The following is a 26,717-nucleotide window of genomic DNA, read 5'->3' on the forward strand; positions in this document are numbered from 1 at the left end:
GATGGAACTCGAACAGATCTTGCGGCAGACCCGAACGGTGGCCGTGGTGGGCGCCTCGGCCAACCCGATGCGGCCCAGTTACGGGGTGTACCGGTATCTGCGGACCAACACCGACTACGAGCTGTACCCGGTTAACCCGACGATCACCGAGATCGACGGCGACAAGGTGTACCCCAGCCTGGCCGACCTGCCCGTGGTGCCCGACATGGTGGACGTCTTCCGCCGGTATGAGGAACTACCGTCGGTGCTCGCCGAGGTGCTGGCGCTGCCCACCCTGCCCAAGACCCTGTGGTTGCAGCAGGGCCTGTTCCACGAGCAGGTGGGGCGCGATGCGGCCGCCGCCGGCCTGCAGGTGGTGATGGACCGTTGTCTGAAGGTCGACCACGACCTGCTGATCAGGGGTTGACCGGCGCCACGTCGACCACCAGCCAGCGGTCGTCCTGTTTGGTGAACGCCACCCGCAGCGACAGCACGGCGCGGCTGGGCTGTTGACCTGGCACGTTCTGGGTGCCGCGCATCACCACCACCACACTGGCGGCTGCGGGTCCGATGGCTTCGACACCGGCCGAGATGGTCTGCGCCTGCGCCGAGACGTTGCGGCGCGCCAGGTCCGCGGTGGACTCGCCGAAGTTGGCCTTGAACGCTTCGGCCTGCTCGGGGGCCATCAACTCCGCGGCACGGTCGATCGAAGACGTCGGGTCCTGCGGTGAGAACGTCGCCGTCGCCTCCGACACCGCCGTCGCCAACCGGACCACCTCGGCGGAATCCTCGGTGAGTGCGTCATCGGGCACGGTCCAGTGGGTGTAGCCGACAATCGTGGCCGCCGCCAGCGCCGCGGTGGTCAACGCGACGATCGCCAACCGCAGCACCGGCCCGTCGTCGTCGGTACCGAAGGTGACGCGGTCTCGGCGCAGCAGGTAGTAGTTGACCGCCATGGACTGCGCGATCAACAGGCACAGCATCGAACACGCGGCCACCCACCACAGCGGCCAGGCCAGGAACACGCCGATCAGCAGCAGCCCGCCAATAGCCGCGAGCGGTGCGAGCACGTCGAAAGCCAGCACCCGCCACACGTTTCTCATCGCATGGACTCCAGCCGCGAGATCATCAGCCGGCCGTCGACCTCGGAGACGTCGAGCCGCAGATTCCAGCGCACGGTCTGCGGTTCACCGCCGGAGTTCTCGCTGAGGGAGGTGGCGATCACCAGCACGGTGTCGGTGCGCGCAGCCATCCCGGGTGACAGTGACGGGTCTTCGGGCGGCGGGGCGCTGCCGGGCTCGCGGTCCAGATCGTTGTGCGCCGATTCGACGGCGACGGCTTCGATGCTGCCGGTGGTGCTCGACTGCAGGGCTTGCACCACATCTCGGTAGGGGGCCACCGCCGCGTCGAAATCGGCGTTGAGCTGCCCGACGGTGCCCTCGTGCAGGGTCTGCAGACTGGAGTCGACGTTGCCGGCATTCATGTTGATCAGCACGCCGGTCCAGTCAGCGGCAGCCTGCATGGCCTGCGCCCGGTGCCGAAGCTCCTCGGTCGCGTCGCGGTGCCCGGACCAGATGATCGCGATCAGGACCAGGGCACCCACGCACAGCAGACCCAGCACCGCCGAGCCGATGCCGTAACCCGACCGGCGGGATTCCTGCTCGTCATCGTCGTCGGGCATGGCGGTGAGGCTACCTGTTCGCTTTCGCCGGAACTGAGCACCCGCTCGGTGTCTGGAAGACTGGCGGGGTGACGGTAGAAGCTATTCGTTCGGGCATCGACCTGAGCCACGTTGATTCCTCCGCCCGGCCCCAAGACGATCTGTTCGGACACGTCAACGGCCGCTGGCTCACCGACTACGAAATTCCCGCCGACCGGGCCACCGACGGTGCGTTCCGGTCGCTGTTCGACCGCGCCGAAGAACAGGTGCGTGACCTGATCACCGAAGCCGCCGGCGCTCACGCCGACAAAGGCACCGATCAGCAGCGCATCGGCGACCTCTACGCCAGCTTCCTCGACGAGGAGGCCGTCGAGCGGCGCGGTGTACAACCGCTGCTCGACGAGTTGGCGCTGATCGACGAGGCCGGCAGCGCGCAAGCGTTGGCCGCAGTGCTGGGCGGGCTGCAGCGCACCGGTGTCGGTGGTGGTGCGGGTCTCTACATCGACACCGACTCCAAGGACTCCACGCGGTATCTGGTGCACCTCACCCAGTCCGGGATCGGGTTGCCCGACGAGTCGTACTACCGCGAGGAACAGCACGCACAGATCCTGGCCGCCTACCCCGAGCACATCGCGGCCATGTTCGCGATCGTGTTCGACGGCAACGCCGTGGATTACGCGGCCACCGCCGCCAAGATCGTCGCGTTGGAGACCAAACTGGCCGCCGCGCACTGGGATGTGGTGAAACGCCGGGACGCCGACCTCACCTACAACCTGCGCTCGTTCGCCGATCTGCTCACCGAGGCACCGGGATTCGACTGGGCCGGCTGGGTGGGCGCGCTGGGCACCACGCCCGAGAAAGTGGCCGAACTGGTGGTGCGGCAGCCGGATTACCTGACGTCGTTCGCCGCGTTGTGGTCATCGGAGCCGTTGGAGGACTGGAAGCTGTGGGCGCGGTGGCGGCTGATCCATTCCCGCGCCGCGATGCTCACCGATGCCCTTGTCGCCGAGGATTTCTCGTTCTACGGCCGCACGTTGAGCGGCACCGAGGCCATCCGCGACCGATGGAAGCGCGGAGTGTCGCTGGTGGAGAGCCTGCTCGGTGACGTGGTGGGAAAGCTCTACGTGGAGAAGCACTTTCCGCCGGAATCCAAGGCGCGAATGGACGTGCTGGTGGACAACCTGCGCGAGGCCTACCGGGTCAGCATCTCGCAGTTGGAGTGGATGACACCGGAGACGCGGCAGAAGGCGCTGGCCAAACTCGACAAGTTCACCCCCAAGATCGGCTACCCGAAGAACTGGCGCGACTACTCGGCGCTGGTGATCGAGCGTGACGATCTGTACGGCAACTACCGCCGCGGCTACGAAGTGGGTTATGACCGGGAGTTGGCCAAGCTCGGTGGGCCGGTAGACCGCGACGAGTGGTTCATGACGCCGCAGACCGTCAACGCCTACTACAACCCGGGAATGAACGAGATCGTCTTCCCCGCAGGCATTCTGCAGCCGCCCTTCTTCGACGCCGAGGCCGACGACGCCGCCAATTACGGCGGTATCGGCGCGGTGATCGGCCACGAGATCGGGCACGGGTTCGACGACCAGGGCGCCAAGTACGACGGTGACGGCAATCTGGTGGACTGGTGGACCGACGCCGACCGCACCGAGTTCGGTGCCCGCACCAAGGCGCTGATCGAGCAGTACGAGCAGTTCACCCCGCGGGGCCTCGATTCCGGTCACCACGTCAACGGAGCGTTCACCGTCGGTGAGAACATCGGCGACCTCGGTGGCCTGTCCATCGCGCTGCTGGCGTATCAGATCTCGCTGGACGGGAAAGAGGCGCCGGTGATCGACGGCCTGACCGGTGTGCAGCGGGTGTTCTACGGCTGGGCCCAGGTGTGGCGCACCAAATCCCGTGAGGCCGAAGCAATCCGGCGCCTGGCGGTGGACCCGCATTCACCACCGGAGTTTCGCTGCAACGGCGTGATCCGCAACATGGACGCGTTCTACGACGCCTTCGAAGTCACCCCCAGCGACGAGCTGTTCCTCGAGCCGGAGCACCGCGTCCGCATCTGGAGCTAGGCCCGACGGAAACGGCCGCCCCCGTCTTCGGGGGCGGCCGTTTTCGTGTGCTCAGCAGATCAGAACAGCTGCCAGTCCTGGGCCCCGTCGTTCTGGTCATAGAGCCCGGTGGAGTTCTTGATCACGATCGGGTCGCCGCTGCCGAAGTTGTCGTAGAACCACTGCGCGTTCTCGGCGCTGAGGTTGATGCAGCCGTGACTGACGTTGCGCACACCCTGATCGGCCTCCGACCACGGCGCGCTGTGAACGAAGATGCCGCTGTTGTCGATGCGCACGGCATCCTCGACGTCGAGTTTGTAGCCCTCGTCATCAGTGACCGGCACGCCGTAGGTCGACGAGTCCATCACGATGTCGGCGAACTTCTCCAGCACGTAATAGGTGCCGTTCTTGGTCTCGTAGCCGGGCTTGCCCAGCGACACGGGGAAGGTGTTCACCAACTCCCCGTCACGCATGATCTCCATCATCTTGGTGTCGTTGTCGACGGTGGCGACCAGGGATTCGCCGACGCGGAAGCTGGACTTGGTGCCCGCGGCGTCGATGTTGACGACGGTGCCCTTCGGCCAGAAATCCTGCGGACGCCAGCGCACCTGCGAGTCGCTCATCCAGTAGAAGCGGCCCGGCACCGGTGGGTTGGACGAGATGTGGATCGCGTCCTCGGCCATCTGCCGGTTGGCGATCGGGACCGCGAAGTTGATGATGATCGGCTTGGCGACGCCGACCATCGAGCCGTTCACCGGGTTGAACGTCGGCGGCCGGAAGGGCGGCTCGCCGGTGAACGGCAGTGGATTCTGGCCTGCCGCGGTACCGGTGGTGGTGCCGGTCTGCCCCGGCACGGCCAGCGGATCGGCGGCCGGCGCGGCAGGGTTGAGCAGGTTCGGTGGGGGCGGCGGGAACCCGAACGGGTTGGCCGGGGGTGCGGGCGGTGCTGGCGGAGCCGGGACCGGCGCAGGCACCGGTTCGGCGACTGCCGGCGCCGCTGACAACACCAGTGACGCGGCCGCTCCGACCGCGCCGATCACGGCGATCATTCTCCGACGCATATCCCGTTCCCTCCGCTCTCTCGACGACCAGTCTGGCACAGCCAGTAGGTCAGCTACCGAGCGATATTGCTGCCGGCGAGGCCGTACAAGCACCTGGTCACCACGGTGAACTGTGAGGATGATCGTCGCTACGGTGTCGAGCGTTACTCCGGTGGAATTCAACCGGTGTTGCCAGCAACGTCGATGGGGCCGAGACGAGGCGCGCGAACAGCGAATTCGGCCGATTCCGGAGGGGTCGGCCACCTTCCTACTCGCAAGCCCCGGCAGATCGCCCGGCGGGGGTCAGCAAGCGGTAGTCAGTTCCCAGCGCCACACGGTGCCTTCCTCCGGGTCGCTCACCTCGCCTGCGAAGCGGAAGCCGAGGCGGCGCAGCAGAGCGTTCGACGGGTTCTCCTGGGCCAGGGTGTGTGCGATCACCATGCTCACCCCTGCGGCTTTCGCCTTCTCGAGCATGGCCTGCGCGGCGGCGGTGCCCAAGCCGCGGCCGCGGAATTCGGGTGCGATCTCATAGCCGAACTCGACGACACCCTCGGCGGGCGGCCCCACGAAACCGCCTGAGCCGACGAGGGTGCCGTCGCTCAGGAAGAAGTGCATCCACCACTGGTGTTCAGTGGGCTTCTCCCGCAGTTTGGCGATGGTGAATTCGATGGACTCGGGAAACTCCGGCCACCCGTCGGGCACCGGGCTGCCGATGATGGTCCCGAACGCCGCGCGGTCGGTGCGCAGGGCGTGCAGCAGTTCGACGGTGGCGGGCACCAGGACGACGTCGGTCACGGCCGCAAGTGTGTCAGGCTGGGCAAATGCTCATTGCGTTCAGCATCAGTCCCAGCGGCGGCGACGAGTCCGGTGGAGTCAGCGCAGCCGTCGCCGAAGCGGTCCGCATCGTGCGGGCCTCGGGTCTGCCCAACGAGACCAACGCGATGTTCACCAACATCGAGGGCGAGTGGGACGAGGTCATGGCCGTCGTGAAACAAGCCGTCGATGCCGTCGCGGCCGTCTCACCGCGGGTCAGCTTGGTGCTCAAAGCCGATATCCGGCCCGGCTTCACCGGGCAGCTGACCGCGAAAGTGGAGCGCCTGGAACAGCATCTGGAGGCCTAACTGCGCACCAGGCGGGCAATGGCCGCCGAGGCCTCGGCGAGCTTCTTGTCCGCCTCGTCGCCGCCTTCGGCCACCGCGTGGGACACGCAGTGGCCGAGGTGCTCGTCCAGCAGTCCCAGCGCCACTGACTGCAGGGCGCTGTTGACCGCGCTGATCTGGGTGAGGACGTCGATGCAGTACTTGTCCTCGTCGATCATCTTGGCGATACCGCGCACCTGTCCTTCGATGCGGCGCAGCCGTTTGGCGTAGTTGTCCTTGTTGGGCGAATAGCCGTGCGGCGCCGGTTCTCCCGTCACTGACCACCTCCGAGCATTGTCTTCATCCGATCGATTTCGGCCTGCTGTCCGTCGATGATCTGCTGCGCCAGACCCTTGGCGTCGACGTTCTCACCGTCGGCGAGTTCGGTCTCGGCCATCCCGATGGCACCTTCGTGATGGGCGATCATCGACTCCAGCCACAGTGTGTCGAATTCTGCCCCTTGCAGCGACTCGAGCCGCGACATCGTGGCCGGGTCGACCATGCCCTCCATGCCCTCCATGGACGACATGTCGTGCCCCTCGTGCCCGCCTGCGGCCTCGGGGTTCTCGTTCCACTGCACCAGGAACGCCTTCATGGTGGCGATCTCCGGTTCCTGCGCGGCCTGGATCTCACTGGCCAGTGCCAGCACTTCGGGGTTGGTGGACCGGTCCGGCACCAGAGCGGAGAGTTCGATGGCCTGCTCGTGATGGGGCACCATGTTGGTGGCGAAGCTGACATCGGCGTCGTTGAAGCCGGCCGGCTCGCCGCTGATCACCGGGGCCTGTTCGGTCTCGGACTGGGTGTGGCCGGCGTGCTCATCAGTGGCAGGCTGGGAGCTGCTACACGCGGAGACGAACAGTGCGGTGGCCAGGGCCGCCAGGGCCGCGGCGATGCGGGTGAAGTTCCGAGGGGTCATACCGCCACCGTACCTGATACCCCCAAGGGGTATTCAAAACCGCTGTGTGCGGCCGCGGGTGAACGGCATACTGGCACCCATGCCCTCAGACTCCGAGATCGACATCAAGCCCCGCAGCCGCGACGTCACCGACGGCCTCGAGAAAACCGCCGCCCGCGGAATGTTGCGCGCCGTCGGCATGGGTGACGACGACTGGGCCAAACCGCAGATCGGCGTCGGCTCGTCCTGGAACGAGATCACCCCGTGCAACATGTCGCTTCAGCGGCTGGCGCAGGCGGTCAAGGGCGGCGTTCACGAAGCGGGCGGGTACCCGTTGGAGTTCGGCACCATCTCGGTGTCCGACGGCATCTCGATGGGCCATGAAGGCATGCACTTCTCCCTGGTCTCGCGTGAGGTGATCGCCGACAGCGTCGAGACCGTCATGCAGGCCGAGCGCATGGACGGCTCGGTGCTGCTGGCCGGCTGCGACAAGTCGATCCCCGGCATGCTGATGGCCGCCGCACGCCTGAATCTGGCAAGTGTCTTCCTGTACAACGGCTCGATCATGCCGGGCGTCGCCAAACTCACCGACGGCTCCGAGAAGGAAGTCACCATCATCGACGCCTTCGAGGCCGTCGGGGCTTGTGCCCGCGGGCTGATGTCGCGTGAGGACGTCGACATCATCGAACGCGCCATCTGTCCCGGCGAGGGCGCGTGCGGCGGTATGTACACCGCCAACACCATGGCCTCGGCCGCCGAGGCGCTGGGAATGTCGTTGCCGGGCAGCGCTTCGCCGGTCGCGATCGACAAACGACGCGACGAGTACGCCCGCCGCTCCGGCGAAGCGGTGGTCGAGATGCTGCGGCAGGGCATCACCGCCCGCGACATCCTGACCAAGGAGGCCTTCGAGAACGCCATCGCCGTGGTGATGGCGTTCGGCGGCTCCACCAACGCCGTGCTGCATCTGCTGGCCATCGCATGGGAAGCCAATGTCGAGCTGTCGCTGGCGGATTTCACCCGGATCGGGAAGAAGGTGCCGCACCTGGCCGATGTGAAGCCCTTCGGCGCCTACGTCATGAAACACGTCGACGAGATCGGCGGGGTGCCCGTCGTCATGCGAGCGCTGCTGGACGCCGGCCTGCTGCACGGCGACTGCCTGACCGTCACCGGGAAGACCATGGCCGAGAACCTGGCCCACATCGAGCCGCCGGATCCGGACGGCAAGGTGCTGCGGGCGATGAACAACCCCATCCACCCCACCGGCGGCATCACGATCCTGCACGGCTCATTGGCCCCCGAGGGTGCCGTGGTCAAGTCCGCCGGTTTCGACTCCGATGTGTTCGAGGGCACCGCACGGGTTTTCGAGCGTGAACGCGCCGCCCTGGATGCCCTCGAGGACGGCACCATCACCAACGGCGACGTCGTCGTCATCCGCTACGAAGGCCCCAAGGGCGGACCGGGTATGCGCGAGATGCTGGCCATCACCGGCGCCATCAAAGGCGCGGGTCTGGGCAAGGACGTGCTGTTGATGACCGACGGCCGGTTCTCCGGCGGCACCACCGGGTTGTGCGTCGGCCACATCGCGCCCGAGGCGGTCGACGGTGGCCCGATCGCGTTCGTCCGTGACGGTGACAGGATCCGCCTCGACGTCGCCAACGGAACGTTGGACCTGCTGGTCGACGATGCCGAGTTCGAGTCCCGCAAGGCCGGTTTCGAGCCGCTGCCGCCGGTGTACAAGACCGGCGTACTGGCCAAGTACACCAAGTTGGTGGGCTCGGCTGCCGTCGGCGCAGTCTGCAGCTGACCCCCCTCCCTCCAGCGCGAGCGAGCGTGTCTGCACACAACACGCCGGGCTTTTTCGTGCAAATACGCGCGCTCGCGCTCGGAGAGATCCGGGTGCGCGCTGGGGTCTGGACGGTGCGAACCTGCCGCTTTACCCCGAGGCTCAGGTGGGTTACCCCGAGGCCCGCCATCGCCATGGCGCGAGCGCACACATTTGTACGGTGCGGGTCGGTGTTTCGTGTCCAGACACGCGCGCTCGCCGAAGGTGGGGACTCGAAATCTGCCTGGTACCGCCAGGACACCGCCCAGTAATGGTCTACGTCTTGGCTGTGCTGGGTGACCAACAAATTCCACCTCGGCTGGTTCCTCAACTTCGTCGCCGACGAATGGAACGGCACCTGGGGTGACGGTGGCCGCGACTTCACCGGCGAGTTCTACGTCGAGGTGGCGCGCGCGCTGGAACGGGCGAAGTTCGACTACGTGCTGATCGAGGACAAGCTGATGGTCTCGACCGCCTACGGCGGCACCATGGAGTACGACCTCAAACACGGGGTGAACCCGAAACACGATCCGGTACCGCTGGCGGTGCTGATCGCCGCCGGGACCAGCCGGCTGGGCGTCATCCCCACCATGTCGACCAGCTTCTACCCGCCGTTCCTGCTGGCCCGGCTGTGCAGCACTGTCGACCACATCGCGCGCGGCCGGTTCGGCTGGAATGTCGTGACCTCCGCCGAAGACCGCTCGGCGCAGAACTTCGGCCTCGACAAGCTCTACGAGCATGACGAGCGCTACGCCCGGGCCGCCGAGTACCTGGAACTGGTCAGCAAGTTGTGGGAGTCGTGGGAGCCCGACGCCGTTGAGCGCGACTACATGACGGGCGTATACGCCAACCACAAGAAGGTCCACACCATTGACTTCGAGGGCAAGTACTTCAAGTCCCGTGGGCCGCTGAACACCGCGCCGTCACCGCAGTACCGCCCGACGATCGCGCAGGCCGGCGCCTCGCCGCCGGGGCGCGAGCTGGCCGCTCAGCACGCCGACACCATCGTCTCCCCCGCCGACAGCGTGGAGTCGATGAAGGCCTACCGCGACGACATCCACGCCCGGATGAAGGCCAACGGCCGGGACCCGTCGCACTGCAAGGTGCTCTATCTGGCCTCGCCCATCGTCGCGGACACCAGAGAGGAGGCACTGGCCAAACGGGAGCGCTGGCTCACCGACCCGATGTACGTGGAGTACATGCTGGCCGAGATCTCGTCGATCACCGAGATCGATTTCCGGCAATTCGATCTGGACAAACCCCTGCCCGAGGACCTCACCACCAACGGCGAGCGGGGCACGCTCGCGGCGTTCGTGGCCGCGGGCAAAGACAAGACACTGCGTGAACTCGTCACCGGCAGTGGGCTTTCCAGCCACACCCCGTTCTGCGGCACTCCTGCGGAAGTGGCCGAGGAAATGGGTGAGGTGATGGCCCAGGTGGGTGGTGACGGGTTCCTGCTCACCAGCCCGGTGCTGCGGCTCAACCGCCGCTACCTCACCGAGATCACCGACGGGCTGGTGCCCGAGCTGCAGAAACGCGGGCTGGTGCGCACCGAGTACACCACCACCATGCTGCGGGACCACCTACGCGAATTCTGATTGCATTCATGGTGTTTTCGAATTCAACTGTCTCGAAACGGGATTCGAGGCAAAACCGTGCCACGCAAATGTATGCGTGCGACCCTGGGATCATCGGCTATACGCAGATGAAAGGGCAGCACTCATGCGTACGCCCACCATGTCTCACCGTCTCGCCGCGGAGTTCATCGGCACGTTCTGGTTGGTGTTCGGCGGCTGCGGCAGTGCCGTCTTCGCCGCCGCGTTCGTCTCCGGGGACGGGACCTTCCTCGGGATCGGCCTCCTGGGGGTGTCGCTGGCGTTCGGCCTGACCGTGCTCAGCGGCGTCTACGCGTTCGGCACCATCTCCGGCGGCCACTTCAACCCCGCCGTCACCCTCGGGGCGGCGCTGGCCAAGCGGGTCGAGTGGAATGTGCTGCCGGCCTACCTGGTCAGCCAGGTACTCGGCGGCCTGGCGGCGGGACTGGTCATCTTCCTGGTCGCCAACGGCAAGGACGGTTGGACCGCCAGCGGGAACATGGCCGCCAACGGATACGGCGCGCACTCCCCCGGCGGGTACTCGCTGGCCGCCGTGCTCATCACGGAAGTGGTGCTCACATTCCTCTTCCTGCTGGTCATCCTCGGTTCGACCGATGACCGCGCCCCGAAAGGCTTCGCCGGCTTGTCCATCGGGCTCACACTGACCTTGATCCACCTGATCTCGATCCCGATCTCGAACACCTCGGTGAACCCGGCACGTTCCACCGCGGTCGCGTTCTTCAACGGTGACGGCGCCCCGGCACAGCTGTGGGCGTTCTGGGTGGCCCCGCTGGTGGGGGCCGCGCTCGCCGGGGTTGCCTACCCGCTGCTGTTCGGCACCGCCGAGGAACTCGCCGACCGTCCGGTGCGCGACGACGCACTGCCCGGTGGCAGCCCCGACGCCTGACTACGTCACCAGCGCGAGCGCGAACCCGTCCCAGCCCTTGACTCCGACGGTCTGGATGGCGGCGGTGTCGAGCCGGGGATGGCGGCCCATCATCTCCAGCATGTCGCGCACCGCGGCGGCCTGCAGATCATCGGCTTCGGGATGGAGAACCCGCCCATTGCGAATGATGTTGTCCACCACGATGACCGTGCCCGGGCGACCGAGTTCGATCGCCTTCTGCACGTACGCGACGTTGTTCTCCTTGTCGGCGTCGATGAACACCAGGTCGAAGTCGCCGGCCAGGCCGGGCAGGGTGTCCAGCGCCGCGCCGACGATGATCTGTACGCGGTCGGCGACGCCGGCGCGGGCCAGGTTCGCCGCCGCGATCTCGGCGTGCCGCGGTTCGTACTCGAGGGTGACGACGCTGCCCTCCGGCCCCACCGCACGGGCCAGACAGATGGTGCTGTAGCCGCCGAGAGTGCCGATCTCGAGGACGCGGCGCGCACCGGACATCCGGACCAGCAGGCCCAGCAACTGCGCACTCTGCGGCGACACCTCGATTGGCGGCAGGCCGGCGGCCGCGCTGTCGGCCAGTGCCGCGGCCAGCACCGGATCCTCGGGCAGGATCAGCTGATCGAGCATCTCGTCGACGTCTTGGGCGGTGGGGCTCACGCGGCTCACCGTAGCCGCACGCCGTGCTTGGCGTACAGCACCCGCAACACGTGGCCGGCCTCGGGCCCCATCACCGTCCCCGCCAACTCCACGAACGTGGCGGCGAACTCAGGGCCGTGCGGCGGGTCGATCGGGCTCAGGTGATGAGCGACCTCGTGCAACACCACGAGTTCACGCAGCGCCCACCGGGTGGTCTGCTCCGGTACCGCGATGACGCCCGCCCCGTCCCGGTTCTCGTAGTGCGCCGCCTTGGCGCCACGGCGGGGACGAACGGTCAGCGCCGCCGCCTGGACGGAAGGCAAGGCCAGCACCTGATCGACATAACGCTGTACGTCTTGGACGGACCCGAACCGGGCCTCGGGCGGCAAGGTCAGGGAGGTGCCGAAGAAGTCGATGGCACCGGACCCGTGTTCGGCCGCGCGGTCGAACAGGGTCCGGGCGAACTCCTCGGCGCCGTACACCTTGGAGCGTTGACTGTCGCGCGCGGTCACCGGTCCAACGGGGTGCGCGCGCCCGGCAGCTCCGCACTGTTGCCCAGCCGGGCCCGTTTACCCGCCCGGTCACCGGCTCGCCGCGCCGCCGACGAGTACCCGGCCGATGCCCGGGTGGCCCGCCAGGTGCCACGCGCCTGCGATGCGCCGCGGTAGAAGTCGTGCAGTTCGATCTCCTTGTTGCGCAGCGCAAGTGCGGTACCCGCCGAACGCTGCTGGTCTTTGATGATCTCCTGCTGCGCTTCTTCCCTGGCCTCGGCGAGCCGCTGCCCCACCCGGGCGCCGAACGCCAGCTGGAAGTTCAGCCGCGCGGTGATGGTGGGGGTGGGACGGTGCGCACCCGATGAGATGTAGGAATCCGAGGCGCGCACCATCTGCACCACCAGGCTGGCGTAGAGGGCATGGGTGGCGTCGATGTCCTCGGCGAACCCGTAGGCGTACACGAACGCCGAGTTTGATGCCACATCGCAGCGGACGTCGTTGGCCGAGGCGATCACCGCGAACAACTGCACATAGGTGCGCAGTCCCTTGGTCCCGGCCTCACCGATGGTGATGGTGCGTTGTGTCGGCGCTTGCGCCGCTTCACGTTTGGCGGTGTGCGAACGCGCCACCGCCAGGTCGATCGAGGTGGCGGTGGCCAGCCGTTGGGCGGCGGCCATGAAAGCCTCCGCCTCGTGTGCGTTGTCGGTGCCCTCGGCCTGCCGCAGCAGAGCCGCGATACGGGCGAGCATCTTGTCTTCACTCATGGTCGCGCTTGGTGCTCCGTCGTCATGACCGCAATGCTAGGGAACCAGTACGACTTTCCCGCGCGCGTGCCCGGTCTGCAGATACCGGTGCGCATCGGCCGCACGCTCCAGTGGGAACACCTTGTCCACCGACACTTTGAGCAGCCCGGCCGCCGCCAGTTTGATCAGCTCCGGGCGCGACGCGTCGCGAATCTCCTGCCCACCGTCGGCCCCGGTCAGGACCGCGATACCCAATTCCCCGGCGCGGCCGAACCCGGCGATGGTGGCGATGCGGGACCTGTCGGTCACCAAATCCGTTGAGACATCGAGGGCTTCGTCGGTTCCCACCAGATCCAGGGCCACGGTCGGGGCGCCGAGCGCGCGCACCCGGTCGGCCAGACCGGCGCCGTACTCGACGGGTTGGGCACCGAGGCGGCGCAGCTGTTCGTGGCGGCCCGCACTGGCGGTGCCGATCACGGTGGCACCTCTGGCGACGGCCAATTGCACCGCCATCAGGCCCACCCCGCCGCCCGCGCCGTGGATCAGCACGGTGTCGTCGCTCCCCACATCGGTTTTCGTCAACAGGTGCCAGGCGGTGCCACCGGTCAGCAGCAGCCCCGCGGCCTCCTCGAAGCTCAGGGTGGCCGGTTTGTGGCCGACCTCGGTGACGTCGGCGACCACCTGGTCGGAGTATCCGCCGGTGATGTTGGTGGCGATCACCTCGTCGCCGACCTTCAACGGACCGGTGTAACCCGAGGACCGCCCCGAGGCCACCGCAACCACACCGGCGACCTCCATCCCGACCGGCAGCGGCAACCGGGCGGGGTCGTCGCCCATGTACCCGCTGTAGAGCTTGTAGTCGACGGGGTTGGTGCCGGCGGCGCGGACGGTGATCAGCACCTGCTCCGGGGACGGTTGCGGCAGCTCGACATGCTGGACCTCCAGCACGTCGGGCCCGCCGTAGGCCTGTGCGAACACGGTGCGGGTCATGCGCTGCCCTCGACGAACTTGCCGAGCGCGTCGGTCAGCTGTGGTGAGAGCGGACCCCCGTTGGCGTAGTTGGCGACGTTGTCGGTGGGATCGTCACGCAGCACGTGGTTGACACCTTTCAGTTCGACCAGGGTCAGCTTGGTGTGCCGCAGCGCGTCGGCCAGCGGTTTCATATCGGCGCAGTCGGCCTGGCCGTCGGAGTCCGAGCAGGTGAGCAGCACCGGTGTGCCGTTGGGGATGCTCGCCGCCAGCGCCAACGGGTCGATGGCGTCCTGTTCGGCGACGGCTTTGACGTTGCCCGCGTTGAGAATCGCGCTCAACCCGTCCGGCAGCTGACCGGGCGGCAGAGTGCCGTCTCTACGCACCTGGTCGACGGCCCCGAGCCAGGCGGCCAGCACGCCGTCGGCCTGCTCCTTGGTCTTGCTGCCCGCCTCCAGTTGTGCGGCATTGTCGGCTTTGACGCGGTTGGTGATCAGGTCCAGATAGCGTCCGGTCAACGGCTGCAGCAGGGCCAGCGAATGCACCAGTGGCGCACCGGGATCCGTGGTGGTGGCCAGCGCCATCGCGTGGGTGGTGCCCTCACCGAGTCCGTAGACCGAGACCTTGGCCTTGTCGGTGGCCGGCTGATCGGCCAGGTAACCGATGGCGGCCTTGGCGCCGGCGGTGTACACCGCGCTGCCCACGTCCTGCGGGCGCTCGGCGTAGGGACCCAGGCCGGTGGCTCCGGTGCCGATCTTGTCGTAGCGCAGCGACGCCACGCCGTGGTCGGACAGGTATTCGGCGAGCTGACGCATGTTGCCGACGGGACCTGCGACGCGGTTGTCGCCGTTGCGGTCGGTCTGCCCGCTCTCCGAGATCAGCAGCGCCGCCGGCCCCGGGGCGTCATCGGACAGATGCCGGTAGGTGCCGTGGATCGTCAGACCGTCCGCGTCGAACGTCACGTCCGTCTCGGTCCAGGTGCCGGCCTCGGCGCCCTCTTCCTGGGGGCCGGGAGGCTCCGAGGACGAGCAACCGGCGGTGAGCACCATGAGCAGCGAAAACAGGATGCCGGCAACCACTTTCACAGGCGTGCCTCGATCCATGCGATCACGTCGTCGAGCACTCGGTCACGCTCGGGTTCGTTGAACACCTCGTGGTACAGCTCGGGGTAGACCTTCAAATGCACATCCTCAGACGCTACGCATTCGACCAGGTGTTCGCTGCCCGAGGCCTGGATCAGCCGGTCCTGTCCACCGTGGACCACGAGCAGCGGCTTGGTGAAACCGTTCGCGCGCTTGGGCATGGTTTCCCCGACCAGCAGCAGCGCCCGGGCCACCCCGGCCGGGACCTTGCCCTGGTGCACCAGGGGGTCGGCCCGGTACGCGGCGACCACCTCGGGGTCACGCGATACCGCGGTGGCGTCGAGTTCCTGCACCGGCACACCCGGCAACACCGCGCCGACGGTCTTGCCGAGCCTTGCCAGCGCCGGGGAGACCGCGGCCTGTGCGGCGATGGCGGGGCCGGACAGGACCATCAGGTCGTAATCGGCGGGGTGCTCGGTGCCGTAGGCGAAGACGATCGCGCCGCCCATACTGTGCCCGAGGACGATCTTCGGCAGGTCAGGATGTTCCTTGTCCGCGATACCGACAAGGGTGGCGAAGTCGGCGGTGTACTCGCCCATGTCTTTGAGGTAGACGCGTTTGCCACCGGAGCGGCCGTGCCCGCGGTGGTCCAGCGCGTAGGTGAGGAATCCGGCGTCGCCGAACCGCTGGGTCACGTGGTCATAGCGGCGGGCGTGTTCGCCGAAGCCGTGCGCGAGCACGATGACGGCCCGAGGTTCGGTGTCGGGAGTCCAGGTGTCGTAGACGATCTTGATCTCGCGTCCGCCACCTCGACTGCCGGTGAACGTGCGCTCCGTCCGGGTGGAAACCATCTGGGCAGAGTAACCGCGCAACTCCCCTGGAATTGTCGGACCTACTGAGTAAGGTCGAGGCGGTGAGCGTCCTCGCGCATCAACTGGAACAAGACCGACCGGAACAAGAAGGCCGAGATGCGTTCCTGGCGGACGCGCAGCGGTACCGCCGCGAGCTGCTGGCGCACTGTTACCGGATGACCGGTTCCCTGCATGATTCCGAAGACCTGGTGCAGGAAACCTATCTGCGGGCGTGGAAGGCCTACGACAAATTCGAGGGCAAGTCCTCGGTCCGCACGTGGCTGCATCGCATCGCCACCAACACCTGCCTCACCGCGCTCGAAGGCCGGCAGCGCAGGCCCCTGCCCACCGGGCTGGGTGGGCCCGCCTCCGAGCCCACCGATGAACTCAACGTCCGCACCGAGGTGCCGTGGCTGGAACCGCTGCCCGACGTCAGCGGTGAAGACCCGACCGACCCTTCGGTGATCGTCGGTTCCCGGGAATCGGTGCGGCTGGCGTTCGTCGCCGCACTCCAGCACCTGTCACCCCGTCAACGTGCGGTTCTGGTCATGCGTGAGGTGCTGCAGTGGAAAGCGGCGGAGGTGGCCACCGCGCTGGACACCAGCACCGCCGCGGTCAACAGCCTGCTGCAGCGCGCCCGCGCCCAGCTCGACGAGATCGGGCCCAGCCAGGACGACACCATCGCCCCGCCGGAATCTCCGGAAGCCAAGGACCTGCTGGACCGCTACATCGACGCGTTCCAGTCCTATGACATGGACAAGCTGGTGAAGCTGTTCACCGAGGACGCGGTGTGGGAGATGCCGCCGTTCGACAGCTGGTATGTCGGACCCGAGGCCATCGTGGCGTTGTCGCGGGACAAATGCCCCGCCGAGAAGGCCGGCGACATGGTGCTGCTTCCCACCACCGCCAACGGTCAGCCGGCCGCGGCCATGTACATGCGCAACGGCGACAAGCACCTGCCCTTCCAGCTGCACGTCCTCGATATGAAGCCCGGCGGGGTGTCCCACGTCGTGGCGTTCCTGGACACCTCGGTGTTCCCGAAGTTCGGGCTGCCGGAAAGCCTGTAGCCGTCCGCACGCCCAGCGTGGACTTCAGCCACGCCTAGGCCCCCAAAGCGTGACACAAATCCACACTCGCGAATCACTACGGCCCAAGCACGATCCACGAATAGCGGGCAGTGATCCCACTGCCGTCCACCCAGGGGCAGCCATTGGCGCGCAGCGCGTCACACACCCGCCTCACGACCACCCATGGACGGTTGCGCAACATGTCAGCGCCGACGTGCACTATGCGCCAACCGAATTCGGCGAGTTCGACGTTCCTGTCGATGTCATGGGCGCGCTGCCTGGGGTCTGTCCAATGTTGCTCGCCGTCATACTCGACACCAACTTTGCAGTCTTCCCATCCCATGTCGATCCTGGCGAACGGATAGCCGCCCGCGTCACGCACGTTGATCTGCGTCTGCGGTCGCGGAAATCCGGACTCCACCAGCAGGAGCCTGGTCTTGGTCTCCTGCGGCGATTCCGCACCGCCGTCCATGAGTCCGAGCACCTGCCGCAGTTGCACCGCGCCCCGAACGCCTGGACGACGAGCTGCCAGCGCGCCGATCTCGGCCGAGGTCACGCCCGTGGCCCTGGCCAGTGCATCCAGCTGAATGACCGCCTCGGCGAGTTTCGGGCGGTGACGGCCGATATCGAACCCGGTGCGTGCGGGTGTCGTCACTGACATACCCCGCACGGTCATGAATTCGTCGTCGGCAAGTACCACTCGGTGCGCTCGGATCCCGCTGCCACACGCCTGCGCGCGCACCAGTTCTGCCGGCAGTCGGGCATCCAGCCAGCGCGCGCCCATCACCGCGGCCGCAGACACGCCCGCCACGGTCGCCGACCGGCCGGAGAACGACCAGGCTGCTTTGGCCTTGGCAAGCGGGGTGACGTCGTAACCGATCGGTATGTAGACGTTGCGGTGCATCTTCACGTATCTGCTTCGCAGAGTCCGCCTGGTGACCAGTCCGGCGGCGATGGCTTCGGTACCGAGGAACGGTTCGGTGAGGTTCATGCCCGGGACGCTCCCGGCGACCACTGACGCGATTGTTGACCTCAGCGACCCCGGGAGCCCGGCCCCGTGAATCAAGTCGACACTCGGGATAACGGCTATCGGCTACATCACGTAGTAGCCGGTTTTAGCACGTCACACAGGTTATCCGCTGCATCACTGGAACACGTTCCAGAAACGTGATTAAGATCTCCCACCATGAAGACCAAGGGCGCACTGCTGTGGGAGCTGAACACCCCGTTCCGCATCGACGAGATCGAGCTCGGCGATCCGGTCGACGATGAGGTGCAGATCCGGATGCACGCCGCCGGCATGTGCCATTCCGACTACCACCTGACCACCGGCGCGACCCCGATCGGGCTGCCCGCGCTCGGCGGACACGAGGGTGCCGGTGTCATCACCAAGGTGGGCAGGAACGTGAAAGGCCTGGAAGAGGGCGACCACGTCATCCTCGCGTTCATCCCGGCGTGTGGCGAGTGCCCGCCGTGCCTGAAGGGCTTCCGCTCACTGTGCGACCGGGGTGCACTGCTGCTGGGCGGTAAGGCGATCGCCGACGGCACCTCACGCGTGCACGCCGGCGACCGCGAGGTGTCCCCGATGAATCTGCTGGGCACCTTCGCTCCGTACATGACGGTGCACAAGGACTCGGTGGTCAAGATCGACAACGACATCCCGTTCGAGACCGCCGCGATCATGGGCTGCGCGCTACCCACCGGCTTCGGGTCGGCCACCAATGTCGCCGAGGTGCAACCCGGCGAGTCGGTGATCATCGTCGGTGTCGGCGGGATCGGCATGAGCGCACTTCAGGGCGCGGTCATCTCGGGAGCCCGACACGTCATCGCCATCGACCCGGTGGAGTACAAGCGCGACCAGGCCATCAAGTTCGGCGCCACGCACGTCTACCCCACCATGGCCGAGGCCATCGTTCCTGTCATGGAGCTCACTCACGGCATCATGGCGCAGAAGACCATCATCGCCGTCGGCGAGATCCGCGGCGACATGATCGAAGAGGCCATGACGCTGACGGCCAAGACCGGCACCTGCGTGGTGACGGGCATGGGCTCGATGTTCGATGCCGACGTCAAGCTCAACCTGTTCCTGTTCACCATGTTGCAGAAGACGTTGAAAGGCAACATCTTCGGCGGAGGCAGCAGCCACATCGAGACCCCGCGGCTGATCGGTCTCTACAAGTCCGGCCTACTGAAGGTCGACGAGATGGTCACCACGACCTATCGCCTCGAAGACATCAACCAGGGTTATCAGGACATGCTGGACGGCAAGAACATTCGCGGCGTCATCACGTTTGACGAGTCAGATTGGTGACAGCCGCGCCGAACACCCGCTCCAGCACCGCCAGCTCCTCGGCATCAACGCCGTCGAACATCACCGAACGCACCAGTTCGGCGTGACCCGGGGCCGCCGCGCGCAGCGCCGCGCGACCGGCGGGGGTCAGGGACACGGTGGCGCCGCGGCGGTCGTCCTCGCTGCCGCGGCGCTCGACGAGCCCACGCTCGCGCATCCGCCGCAGCTGATGTGAGAGCCGGCTCTGCTCCCAGGCGACGGACTCGCCGAGCTCGAACACCCGCAGCGGACCCCGTTCGGACAAGGCCACCAAGACGTCATAATCGCCCAGCGAGATGCCGCAGTCGGCCTGCAGCTGTCGGTTCATCGCCAGCTGCAGGCCGCTGACCACGGCCAGATACGCCCGCCACACCCGCTGCTGCTCCGCCGACAACCACATGACCGCAGCCTAGCGGAATACATGACGTGTCATCTATGTTGTCCGCTTCAGCGTCGGCATTTAGGCTGGCGAACACCTCACGAGGAGTGCTGATGACCACTGCCGCCACCGTTGACATCCGTCGCGCCGACGATCGCGCGAAGACGAAGATCGCCTGGCTCGACTCCAAGCACTCGTTCTCGTTCGGCCATCACTACGATCCGGGCAACACTCATCACGGGCTGCTGCTGGTGAACAACGACGATATCGTCAAGCCGGGCACCGGTTTTGACACCCACCCCCACCGCGACATGGAGATCGTGACGTGGGTGATGCGCGGATCACTGGTACACCAGGATTCCACCGGGCACTCGGGAGTCATCTATCCCGGCCTGGCACAGCGGATGTCAGCGGGCAAGGGCATCCTGCACTCCGAGAAGAACGACTCCTGGCGCCTCACCGGCGCCGAAAGCCATAGCGAGCCGGTGCATTTCGTGCAGATGTGGGTGGTTCCCGACGAGTCCGGGATCACGCCGGGCTACCAGCAGCTCGAGATCGACGACGAGTTGATGCGCGGCAACCTGGTGACCATCGCCTCGGGTATGCCCGAGCACCAAGGCGAGACGGCCATCAGCATTCGCAACAAGTACGCCGCGCTGCACGGTGCGCGCCTGCAGGCCGGCGAGACCGTCGAGCTGCCGGAGGCGCCGTACCTGCACCTGTTCGTGCCCCGCGGCGAAGTCACCCTCGAAGGTGCCGGCGCCCTGCACGAAGGCGACGCCGTTCGCTTCACCGCCTCCGGTGGCCAACGGGTCACCGCCACGGGACCCGCCGAGATCCTTGTTTGGGAGATGCATGCCGGAATTGCCGGTTAGAACAGCAGCAGTCAGCATGGCCGCGACCTTCTTGGTCGCGGCCTGCTCGGCGTCCACGTCGACAAACACCGCCACCAGCACCGAATCCAGCACCAGCCACGCGGCGCCGTCACCTTCGACCACGCCGCCGGCCGCCGCTCTGGCCGAGGTCACCGTCGAGGTCCCCGATGAGCTGGGCCAGGCCCCGTTCGACGAACCCCGCCGGGCTTTGATCCCGGAAGGGTGGACGATGTCAGTGTGGGCCAGGGTGCCCGAAGCGCGCCTGGCCCAGTGGATGCCCGACGACACGCTGCTGATCTCGGTGCCCGCCACCGGCGAGGTCCTCAAGCTCACCCCGAACGGAGAAACCGCAGAGTCGAGCGTGCTGCTCGACGGTCTGGAGCAGCCGCACGGCTTGGCGTTCCGGCAGGACACGTTGTATGTCGCCGAGAGCGATCAGGTCAGCGCCTACACCTACCGCGACGGCCAGGCCGTCGACCCGCGCGTCATCGCGCCCGGCCTGCCCGATGCCAAGAGTGCCGACCTGCGCGGCAGGTACTCACACGCGCTCAAGAGTGTGGCGCTGGGCCCGGACGGGTCGGTCTACTTCTCGATCGGTTCCACCGGCAACATCTCCGCCGAGGACCGCGACGCCACTCCGCCGCGGGCCAGCGTGATGCGGGTGCCGCCAGGCGGCGGGCCCGCCGAACCGTTCGCCACCGGCGTGCGCAACGGCACGGGTCTGGCGATCGCACCGGACGGTTCACTGTGGACCGCCAACAACGGGCGCGACAACATCGCCCGCCCCAGCGACGGCCAGGTGGTGCCGGAGTTCGTCAGCGACAACCCGCCCGAGCAACTGGCCAAGCTCACCGCGGGTCGCGAGCTCGGCTGGCCGTACTGCAATCCCGAGGGCGGGCCGGCCGACATGCCGATGGTCAACGACGTGCAGACCAATCCCGATGGCACACTGCTGGATTGCGCGGCGCTGCCGCCGATCGAGCAGAGCTTCCCGGCGCACTCGGCGCCGTTGGGCCTTGCCTTCACCGACAACACGCTGCCCGCGCCGTATGCCAGCGGAGCGCTCGTGGGCGTACACGGCTCCTGGAACGCCACACCGCCCCGGCAACCGGAGGTGTCGTTCTTCCCCTGGCAGGGCGGTGGTCTCGGCGATCAGCAGACGCTGGTCGGTGGATTCCAGGCCGGCGACGGGTCCCGCTGGGGCCGGCCCGTCGCCGCCGTCGCCGGACCCGACGGCGCGGTGTACATCACCGACGACGACGCGGGCGCGATCTACCGTCTTGCTCCGCCGGGGCGCTAGTTCTGCAGTTTGAGGCCTTTCGCAGTGTCGGAATGGATTTCGGACGCAGTGAGCTTGCCGTCGGAGTTGAACGTCAGCACCTGAGCCCACCGAGCGGTGGCACTCCCCTTGTCGTTCTCGACCTCGGTGGTACCGAGGACCACCACGCGGTCGCCGGCGTCGATGAACTCGTTGGCCTGCACCTCGAAGCGGCGCCACTTCTCGCCGATGGCCATGAACATGGCCATCACCTCGTCGACGCCGCGCTGCTCGCCGCCGGGTTGGATCTCCTCGGAACTCCACCACACCACATCGGGTGTCATCGTGTCTTTGAGCGCGGCCAGGTCACCGGTACGGAAGGCTTGGTACGCAGCCTTGGCGATATCGACATTCGACATTGAACTCTCCTTCGCTTCACAGACGTGACCCACCGAGTCTTCTCGCCCTGCAATCCGGCGACTGGGGTAGTGCACTACCCCACCGGCCGGCGTGTTCAGCAAACTCGATAGGCCCCAACGTGATTCACGTGAAACCAACCCGTTTCATGCCTGTTATCAAAGTTGACAGTGTGGTTGCTGTGGTTATTGTGATGTTTGTCGTATCGCCTCGTGTGCGCCGGAAGGGCAATCGTGAGAACCACTATCGCCGCCGCCCGGCGCGCCGCTGCCATCACCGCCGCCGTGCTGCTCAGCGCAGGAGTGACCGTTACCTCGGGTCAGCCCGTCGCCCGAGCCAGTGGCAAAGACGCACTCGCGCAGGCCATCGCCAGCACCCGCGGCGCGTATCTTGTCTACAACTTCGGCGGCGGACACCCGGCACCCATGCTCAACGCGGCCGGGAACTGGTACGAGATGGACAACGGTGGCCACCTGATGATCATCAAGGCCGCCTCCCAGCGACTGACGCCGCGCCTGCTGGTGGATTCGCACTCCGGCTATCAAGCGCGGTGCGAGCGCACACCGGGCGCCCGTACCGGCGAGGGCCTGTGGCAGGCCGCGGAGATCTACACCCCCGTCGCCGCCTGGCAGGCGCTGGGGCAACCCACCATCGCCGTCAACGCGAACTTCTTCGACGTACGCAGCCAGGCCGGCGGTTCGTGGAAGAACACCGGCTGCAGTTCACCGCTGGGCACCTACGTCGACAACACCCGTGGGCAAGGCAAAGCCAACATGGCGGTCACAGGCACCATCCCCTACGCCGGCAAGCAAGGACTGTCCAACGGCAACGAGACCTGGACGGCGCTGTCGACGATGATCCTGCCGGTGGGCGGCGCCCCATTCATGGTGTCGCCCAACTCAACTGATGACTACGACGCAGCTGGGCCGGTCATCCAGAAGATGATCGACGAGGGCAGCCGGTTCGTGGCGGTCGCCGGGATCGGCCTGTTGGCCCCCGGGGACACCGGACAGCTCAACGATCCGGGGCCCTCGGCGGCGCGCACCGCGATCGCGTACTCCAAGACCAAAGACGAGATGTACGTCTTCCAGGGCGGCAGCTACACCCCCGATCAGATCCAGGACCTGTTCCGCGCCTTGGGCAGTGACACCGCCCTGCTCCTCGACGGCGGCGGTTCCTCGTCGATCGTGCTGCGCCGAGACACCGGCGGCATGTGGGCCGGGGCCGGCGCGCCCCGCGGGTCCTGCGACACCTATGAGGTGTTGTGCGACTCCCGCGAGCGTGCGCTCCCGAGTTGGTTGGCCTTCAACTGATGTCGAGCACCGAGGTGGCGGCCGTGGCCACCTGACCGCGGTAGCCGCCACCGAACAGCACCACGTGCGCCAGCAGCGGATACAGCTGGTGCAATCCGGTCCGGTCACGCCAGCCGGGGGTCAGCGGATGCACCGCCTGATATCCCTGCACGATCATGTCCAGATACGGGCAGCCGAACAGCGCCAGCATCGCCAGGTCCGTCTCGCGATGACCACCGTGCGCCGCGGGATCGATCAACACCACTCCGCGCGCAGACCACATCACGTTGCCGCTCCACAGGTCTCCGTGGATCCGGGCCGGCGCGTCGGCGTCATCGAATTCACCTGCGCTGCAACGCCTGATCACCCTCGCGACGTCACGGACGGTGTCCTGGCGCAACTGCGGTCGAGCCTGTTCGAGCATGGGCCGCAGGCGCTCGTCGGCGTAGAACGCGCCCCAGCTGTCGTGACCGGTGAAACTCATCGCCAGCGGTCTGCCCAGCGGCCCGAAGAATCCCGGGCCGTTCCAGCCGCCCGGCGGCGCCCCGAACACGTCGGCGCCGGCGTCGTGGGTACGGGCCAGCCGGGCGCCGAACTCCCGGGCGGCCAACTCAGACGGGCCGACAGAATCGACGTGCTCGAGAGTGAGGCTCTGTTGGTCGTGCGCCAGTACCTGCGCGCACCTGGCACCTCCGGGCGCAGCCGAAAGCCATTGCAAGCCGGCGGCTTCGCAAGCAAAGAATTCCGGTGGCGCGTCTGGGTCACGCTTGACGAACGTCCGCACAGTGTCCGAGTATCCCGTGCCCCCGGCGCTCAGGCCGCCGCCGGCGAACTCGACTCGCTCTCCGACTCGGACTTGTCCGGCTTGTCGGTGTCGGTGTCCGTGTCGGTGTCCGAGGATGTGTCGGATTCAGCACCGGCCTGCTCCGTGAGAGTTTCGTCCGTCGAATCGTCTTTGTCTTCGCCACGGGCGGCCCGCCGGATGTCGTAGCGCCCCTTCTTCGCGATGTGGTCCAGCGACTTCAGCGCCCCACGAACCGAGGTGTCCACCTGCTCGAGTGCGTCGTCTGCCGCCTTCTCGGTGCGCTCGGCGGCTTCGATCACCGAGGCGTCGAGTTGAGTGCGGGCGTCGTCAGCGGCGTCCTGCGGCGTGTCGGCTTCCTCGACGTCGCTGTCCTGCGGTGTGGAGTCCTCGGCTGTCTCCTGTTCCTGCGTGGCTGCGGCCACAGCCTCGACGTCGGGGGCAGCAGGCAGCACGCTCTGAGCGGAGCCGCCGTTGATCAAGCCCTCGATGATGTTCACCAGGGTGCGCAGCGGGTTGTCCACCGACGTCGAGCTGATGATGCCGTCCTGCCAGGCCTGCTGGATCCCGGTGAGCAACGCTTGGAAGACGTCACCCGGGACGCGACCCCAGTCGATGTTCGACGGCAGTGTCCCGAACGGAGTGATGACGTCGGCCTGGTCGAGGGTGCGTTCGTAGCCGTTGTCCTGATCGACGTCGGTGAAGCCGAGATTGGTCAGGATCTTCAGCGCCGGTTCCAGCGCGGTGGCAAGCGGATTGTTGAAGTTCAGGCCCGTCACCAGGTTCAGGAAGTCCACCGGCAGCCGGATGGGCTCCAGCAGCGGCAGGCTGTCGGCGGGCAGCGTCAGGTAGAGGTTCAGCGCCAGCGGATCACCGGCGGCGACGGCCGCCAGCGCCTCGGCGAGCTGCGGCGATGCCTGGTCGGTGAGCGCGTCGACAATGCCGTTGACTGTGAGTCCGCGCAGAATGTACGTCGGAAATACCGCTGCGGCACCGGCATTGAGTATCGATACCGGGTTGAACCACGACGGGAAATCCGACAGCGGGTCGTACTGGACGGTGGCGTCGACCTTGACCGGGATCAGGTTCGCCCCACCGATGGCCAGGCCTGCCAGTTGGAGCAACGGCGGTGTGTCAGGGTGGTAGCTGTTGGTCACCTCCGTGTCGGGGGTGACGGTGTTGATTCCGGCCAGCGCCGCAAGGGGATAGAGCCGGGCGAACAGCCCACCGTTGGCCCGGCCCGGATTGCGCAGCAGGATCAGCGGCAGAACCGTGACGCTGCCCGCCAGCGGAGTGCTCGAGCCGTCGTACTGGGCCCCGCCGGGCTGGAACGGCAATTGCGCGACGACCTGCGGATAGGCCATCCCCGCGGCGAAGGCACCCAGCCCGAACCCCGCCACCACGGGGATGCGGAGGTCGACCAGGCTGGCTCCACCGACGGTGGCCAACGCGAGCTGCAAGGGGGTGAGCAGCGCGAGTCGCTGCGCGAAGCTGAGGCTGGTGTTGGCCTGGATTCCGCTGATCAGGGATTGAAGGATGGTGGACGCGCCGACGTCGAGGTAGGGGGTGCCGTTGATCTCGTCGGCCACCGAGTTCGGATAGCCGGGCACCCAGCCCAGGTCGACACCCAGGAACTTCAGCAGGCTGAAAGGCGGCCCGGCGGTGATGATCTCGAGGCCTGGAGCGGCTGCGCCGGCGAGGTTCAGGGGATCGCTGAGGTTGAGCCCGATCAACTGGGTGAGCTTGAGCGCGTTGTCGATCTGCGCTCCGGCCAGGAACGCGCCCACAACGGGCACGCCGCTGAGATCGACCGGGATTCCAGCCAGCAGCTGCGTCAGGGCGGTGCCCAACGCGTTATTGACGATCTCCTCCGGGTCATAGCCCAGCGCCCGCAACAGTCCGGAAAGGTTGACGTTGTCGAGGACGAGCCGTTCGAACGCTGCGGCCACCTCTTGGAAGCCGTTGTAGGCACCTGCTCCGATGCCGAAGGTGAGGTCAGGGATGGACGCCGGATCCGGCGCTCCGGGGGCCAGCTCCATCGGCGGGAGCCCCGGCCCGGCGGGGGTGGCCGCCAACGCCACAGGTACCTGGTCCGGTGCACCGATCAGGGCTGTCGCGAAACCGCCGACCAGGGCGGGATTGGGCACCGCCCCGGCAAGGTTCACGTGGTTGTCAGCGTTTGCCTGGGGAGGCGGGGCAGCGGTCATGGTCATGGCGGTCACCGTTGCGGTGGCCGCTCCTACGGTGGCGATCTTCTTTCCTGCACGGCTGCGCTTGCGGTGCTTGGACGCCATATGACCAGTCCCTTCGGGGGTTCTCAGCCTGTTCTCAGGGACCGTAACATTGCTGTGACGATTGGGGAAGCAATTGCTGCACATCAGGTGCAGCAGTGACGCCTCCCTATTTGTTGCATCAGTCAATTAGCTGAAGCTGCCGCC

At 67.0% G+C, this 26,717-nt stretch carries 28 protein-coding genes; 11 read left to right on the forward strand and 17 right to left on the reverse strand.

The features are described 5' to 3' along the window. Window position 1: 1 nt before the first annotated feature. Window positions 2-406, forward strand: coding sequence for a CoA-binding protein (locus tag NL241_RS30570; protein WP_487693110.1), 405 nt, complete (start codon window positions 2-4; stop codon window positions 404-406). On the opposite strand, the gene NL241_RS30575 is transcribed toward NL241_RS30570, so the two are convergent. Both NL241_RS30575 and NL241_RS30580 read right to left on the reverse strand, forming a co-directional pair. Beyond that, window positions 396-1,082, reverse strand: a complete 687-nt coding sequence (locus NL241_RS30575) for a hypothetical protein (RefSeq protein WP_494395926.1) — start codon at window positions 1,080-1,082, stop codon at window positions 396-398. The two genes, NL241_RS30570 and NL241_RS30575, sit on opposite strands and share 11 nt — an antisense overlap. After that, the gene (locus NL241_RS30580; RefSeq protein ID WP_487693112.1) at window positions 1,079-1,660 is read right to left on the reverse strand and encodes an Rv1363c family protein; all 582 of its coding nucleotides are present in this window, start codon (window positions 1,658-1,660) and stop codon (window positions 1,079-1,081) included. Before NL241_RS30580 ends, NL241_RS30575 begins: the two co-directional genes overlap by 4 nt. Window positions 1,661-1,728: 68 nt before the next feature. On the opposite strand from NL241_RS30580, the gene NL241_RS30585 reads away from it, so the two are divergent. Next, a complete protein-coding gene (locus NL241_RS30585) occupies window positions 1,729-3,714 on the forward strand; it encodes a M13 family metallopeptidase (protein ID WP_487693113.1) in 1,986 nt (661 codons plus the stop codon). Between the two features lie 59 nt (window positions 3,715-3,773). On the opposite strand, the gene NL241_RS30590 is transcribed toward NL241_RS30585, so the two are convergent. Both NL241_RS30590 and NL241_RS30595 read right to left on the reverse strand, forming a co-directional pair. After that, entirely contained in the window at window positions 3,774-4,754 is a 981-nt protein-coding gene (locus NL241_RS30590) for a L,D-transpeptidase (protein ID WP_487693114.1), read from the reverse strand. A 282-nt stretch (window positions 4,755-5,036) separates the two neighbouring features. Beyond that, window positions 5,037-5,528 carry a GNAT family N-acetyltransferase gene (locus NL241_RS30595; protein ID WP_494395927.1) on the reverse strand — a complete coding sequence of 164 codons (492 nt, stop codon included), beginning with the start codon at window positions 5,526-5,528 and terminating at the stop codon, window positions 5,037-5,039. Between the two features lie 26 nt (window positions 5,529-5,554). Here NL241_RS30595 and NL241_RS30600 point away from each other — a divergent pair, with 26 nt between their 5' ends. Next, window positions 5,555-5,854 carry a thiamine-binding protein gene (locus NL241_RS30600; RefSeq protein ID WP_487693116.1) on the forward strand — a complete coding sequence of 100 codons (300 nt, stop codon included), beginning with the start codon at window positions 5,555-5,557 and terminating at the stop codon, window positions 5,852-5,854. On the opposite strand, the gene ricR is transcribed toward NL241_RS30600, so the two are convergent. Then, the gene (gene ricR, locus NL241_RS30605; RefSeq protein WP_487693117.1) at window positions 5,851-6,150 is read right to left on the reverse strand and encodes a copper-sensing transcriptional repressor RicR; all 300 of its coding nucleotides are present in this window, start codon (window positions 6,148-6,150) and stop codon (window positions 5,851-5,853) included. The two genes, NL241_RS30600 and ricR, sit on opposite strands and share 4 nt — an antisense overlap. Next, window positions 6,147-6,788, reverse strand: a complete 642-nt coding sequence (locus tag NL241_RS30610; RefSeq protein ID WP_494395928.1) for a DUF305 domain-containing protein — start codon at window positions 6,786-6,788, stop codon at window positions 6,147-6,149. Before NL241_RS30610 ends, ricR begins: the two co-directional genes overlap by 4 nt. Before the next feature lie 79 nt (window positions 6,789-6,867). Between NL241_RS30610 and ilvD the strand changes: the two genes are divergently transcribed. From ilvD to aqpZ, 3 genes are all read left to right on the forward strand, one after another. Then, window positions 6,868-8,571 (forward strand): dihydroxy-acid dehydratase, encoded by a 1,704-nt coding sequence (ilvD, locus tag NL241_RS30615; RefSeq protein ID WP_487693119.1) that lies wholly within the window; start codon window positions 6,868-6,870, stop codon window positions 8,569-8,571. A 314-nt stretch (window positions 8,572-8,885) separates the two neighbouring features. Continuing rightward, complete coding sequence (locus NL241_RS30620; RefSeq protein WP_494395929.1) at window positions 8,886-10,187, forward strand: NtaA/DmoA family FMN-dependent monooxygenase; 1,302 nt, start codon at window positions 8,886-8,888, stop codon at window positions 10,185-10,187. A gap of 124 nt (window positions 10,188-10,311) precedes the next feature. After that, on the forward strand, window positions 10,312-11,091 hold the full coding sequence (gene aqpZ, locus NL241_RS30625) for an aquaporin Z (RefSeq protein ID WP_487693121.1): 780 nt from the start codon (window positions 10,312-10,314) through the stop codon (window positions 11,089-11,091). On the opposite strand, the gene NL241_RS30630 is transcribed toward aqpZ, so the two are convergent. Genes NL241_RS30630 through NL241_RS30655 form a run of 6 tightly spaced genes read right to left on the reverse strand, consistent with a single transcriptional unit; the run spans window position 11,092 to window position 15,860 of the window. Beyond that, on the reverse strand, window positions 11,092-11,712 hold the full coding sequence (locus NL241_RS30630) for an O-methyltransferase (RefSeq protein ID WP_487693257.1): 621 nt from the start codon (window positions 11,710-11,712) through the stop codon (window positions 11,092-11,094). Between the two features lie 35 nt (window positions 11,713-11,747). Beyond that, complete coding sequence (locus NL241_RS30635; RefSeq protein ID WP_487693122.1) at window positions 11,748-12,233, reverse strand: TIGR04338 family metallohydrolase; 486 nt, start codon at window positions 12,231-12,233, stop codon at window positions 11,748-11,750. Then, a complete protein-coding gene (locus tag NL241_RS30640; protein WP_494395930.1) occupies window positions 12,230-12,979 on the reverse strand; it encodes a DUF2786 domain-containing protein in 750 nt (249 codons plus the stop codon). Before NL241_RS30640 ends, NL241_RS30635 begins: the two co-directional genes overlap by 4 nt. A 36-nt stretch (window positions 12,980-13,015) precedes the next feature. Further along, entirely contained in the window at window positions 13,016-13,948 is a 933-nt protein-coding gene (locus NL241_RS30645) for an NADP-dependent oxidoreductase (protein ID WP_487693124.1), read from the reverse strand. After that, window positions 13,945-15,030, reverse strand: a complete 1,086-nt coding sequence (locus NL241_RS30650; protein WP_494395931.1) for an alpha/beta hydrolase family protein — start codon at window positions 15,028-15,030, stop codon at window positions 13,945-13,947. Before NL241_RS30650 ends, NL241_RS30645 begins: the two co-directional genes overlap by 4 nt. After that, window positions 15,009-15,860: an alpha/beta hydrolase gene (locus NL241_RS30655; RefSeq protein WP_494395932.1), complete on the reverse strand. Its 852-nt coding sequence runs from the start codon at window positions 15,858-15,860 to the stop codon at window positions 15,009-15,011. The genes NL241_RS30650 and NL241_RS30655 overlap by 22 nt, the downstream gene beginning before the upstream one ends. Before the next feature lie 62 nt (window positions 15,861-15,922). Between NL241_RS30655 and NL241_RS30660 the strand changes: the two genes are divergently transcribed. Further along, window positions 15,923-16,927: a sigma-70 family RNA polymerase sigma factor gene (locus NL241_RS30660; RefSeq protein WP_487693127.1), complete on the forward strand. Its 1,005-nt coding sequence runs from the start codon at window positions 15,923-15,925 to the stop codon at window positions 16,925-16,927. A gap of 76 nt (window positions 16,928-17,003) precedes the next feature. Here the strand turns inward: NL241_RS30660 and NL241_RS30665 are convergent, their stop codons facing one another. Further along, on the reverse strand, window positions 17,004-17,918 hold the full coding sequence (locus NL241_RS30665; protein ID WP_494395933.1) for an endonuclease domain-containing protein: 915 nt from the start codon (window positions 17,916-17,918) through the stop codon (window positions 17,004-17,006). A 195-nt stretch (window positions 17,919-18,113) separates the two neighbouring features. Between NL241_RS30665 and NL241_RS30670 the strand changes: the two genes are divergently transcribed. Next, entirely contained in the window at window positions 18,114-19,238 is a 1,125-nt protein-coding gene (locus NL241_RS30670) for an NDMA-dependent alcohol dehydrogenase (protein WP_487693128.1), read from the forward strand. Here NL241_RS30670 and NL241_RS30675 read toward each other — a convergent pair. After that, window positions 19,213-19,656, reverse strand: a complete 444-nt coding sequence (locus tag NL241_RS30675; RefSeq protein WP_494395934.1) for a MarR family winged helix-turn-helix transcriptional regulator — start codon at window positions 19,654-19,656, stop codon at window positions 19,213-19,215. The two genes, NL241_RS30670 and NL241_RS30675, sit on opposite strands and share 26 nt — an antisense overlap. 92 nt (window positions 19,657-19,748) lie before the next feature. Here NL241_RS30675 and NL241_RS30680 point away from each other — a divergent pair, with 92 nt between their 5' ends. Together NL241_RS30680 and NL241_RS30685 are read left to right on the forward strand one after the other, a co-directional pair. Beyond that, on the forward strand, window positions 19,749-20,510 hold the full coding sequence (locus NL241_RS30680) for a pirin family protein (protein ID WP_487693130.1): 762 nt from the start codon (window positions 19,749-19,751) through the stop codon (window positions 20,508-20,510). 16 nt (window positions 20,511-20,526) lie between these two features. Further along, the gene (locus tag NL241_RS30685) at window positions 20,527-21,810 is read left to right on the forward strand and encodes a PQQ-dependent sugar dehydrogenase (protein WP_494395935.1); all 1,284 of its coding nucleotides are present in this window, start codon (window positions 20,527-20,529) and stop codon (window positions 21,808-21,810) included. On the opposite strand, the gene NL241_RS30690 is transcribed toward NL241_RS30685, so the two are convergent. Then, complete coding sequence (locus tag NL241_RS30690; protein ID WP_487693132.1) at window positions 21,807-22,187, reverse strand: nuclear transport factor 2 family protein; 381 nt, start codon at window positions 22,185-22,187, stop codon at window positions 21,807-21,809. The two genes, NL241_RS30685 and NL241_RS30690, sit on opposite strands and share 4 nt — an antisense overlap. Window positions 22,188-22,397: 210 nt before the next feature. Between NL241_RS30690 and NL241_RS30695 the strand changes: the two genes are divergently transcribed. Next, complete coding sequence (locus tag NL241_RS30695) at window positions 22,398-23,498, forward strand: phosphodiester glycosidase family protein (protein ID WP_494395936.1); 1,101 nt, start codon at window positions 22,398-22,400, stop codon at window positions 23,496-23,498. Here NL241_RS30695 and NL241_RS30700 read toward each other — a convergent pair. Both NL241_RS30700 and NL241_RS30705 read right to left on the reverse strand, forming a co-directional pair. Beyond that, on the reverse strand, window positions 23,491-24,294 hold the full coding sequence (locus NL241_RS30700) for a fructosamine kinase family protein (protein ID WP_494398418.1): 804 nt from the start codon (window positions 24,292-24,294) through the stop codon (window positions 23,491-23,493). The genes NL241_RS30695 and NL241_RS30700 overlap by 8 nt on opposite strands. Then, window positions 24,291-26,573 carry an alpha/beta hydrolase family protein gene (locus NL241_RS30705; protein WP_494395937.1) on the reverse strand — a complete coding sequence of 761 codons (2,283 nt, stop codon included), beginning with the start codon at window positions 26,571-26,573 and terminating at the stop codon, window positions 24,291-24,293. Before NL241_RS30705 ends, NL241_RS30700 begins: the two co-directional genes overlap by 4 nt. Window positions 26,574-26,717 lie beyond the last annotated feature (144 nt).

Source organism: Mycolicibacterium sp. SMGY-1XX (assembly GCF_059132455.1).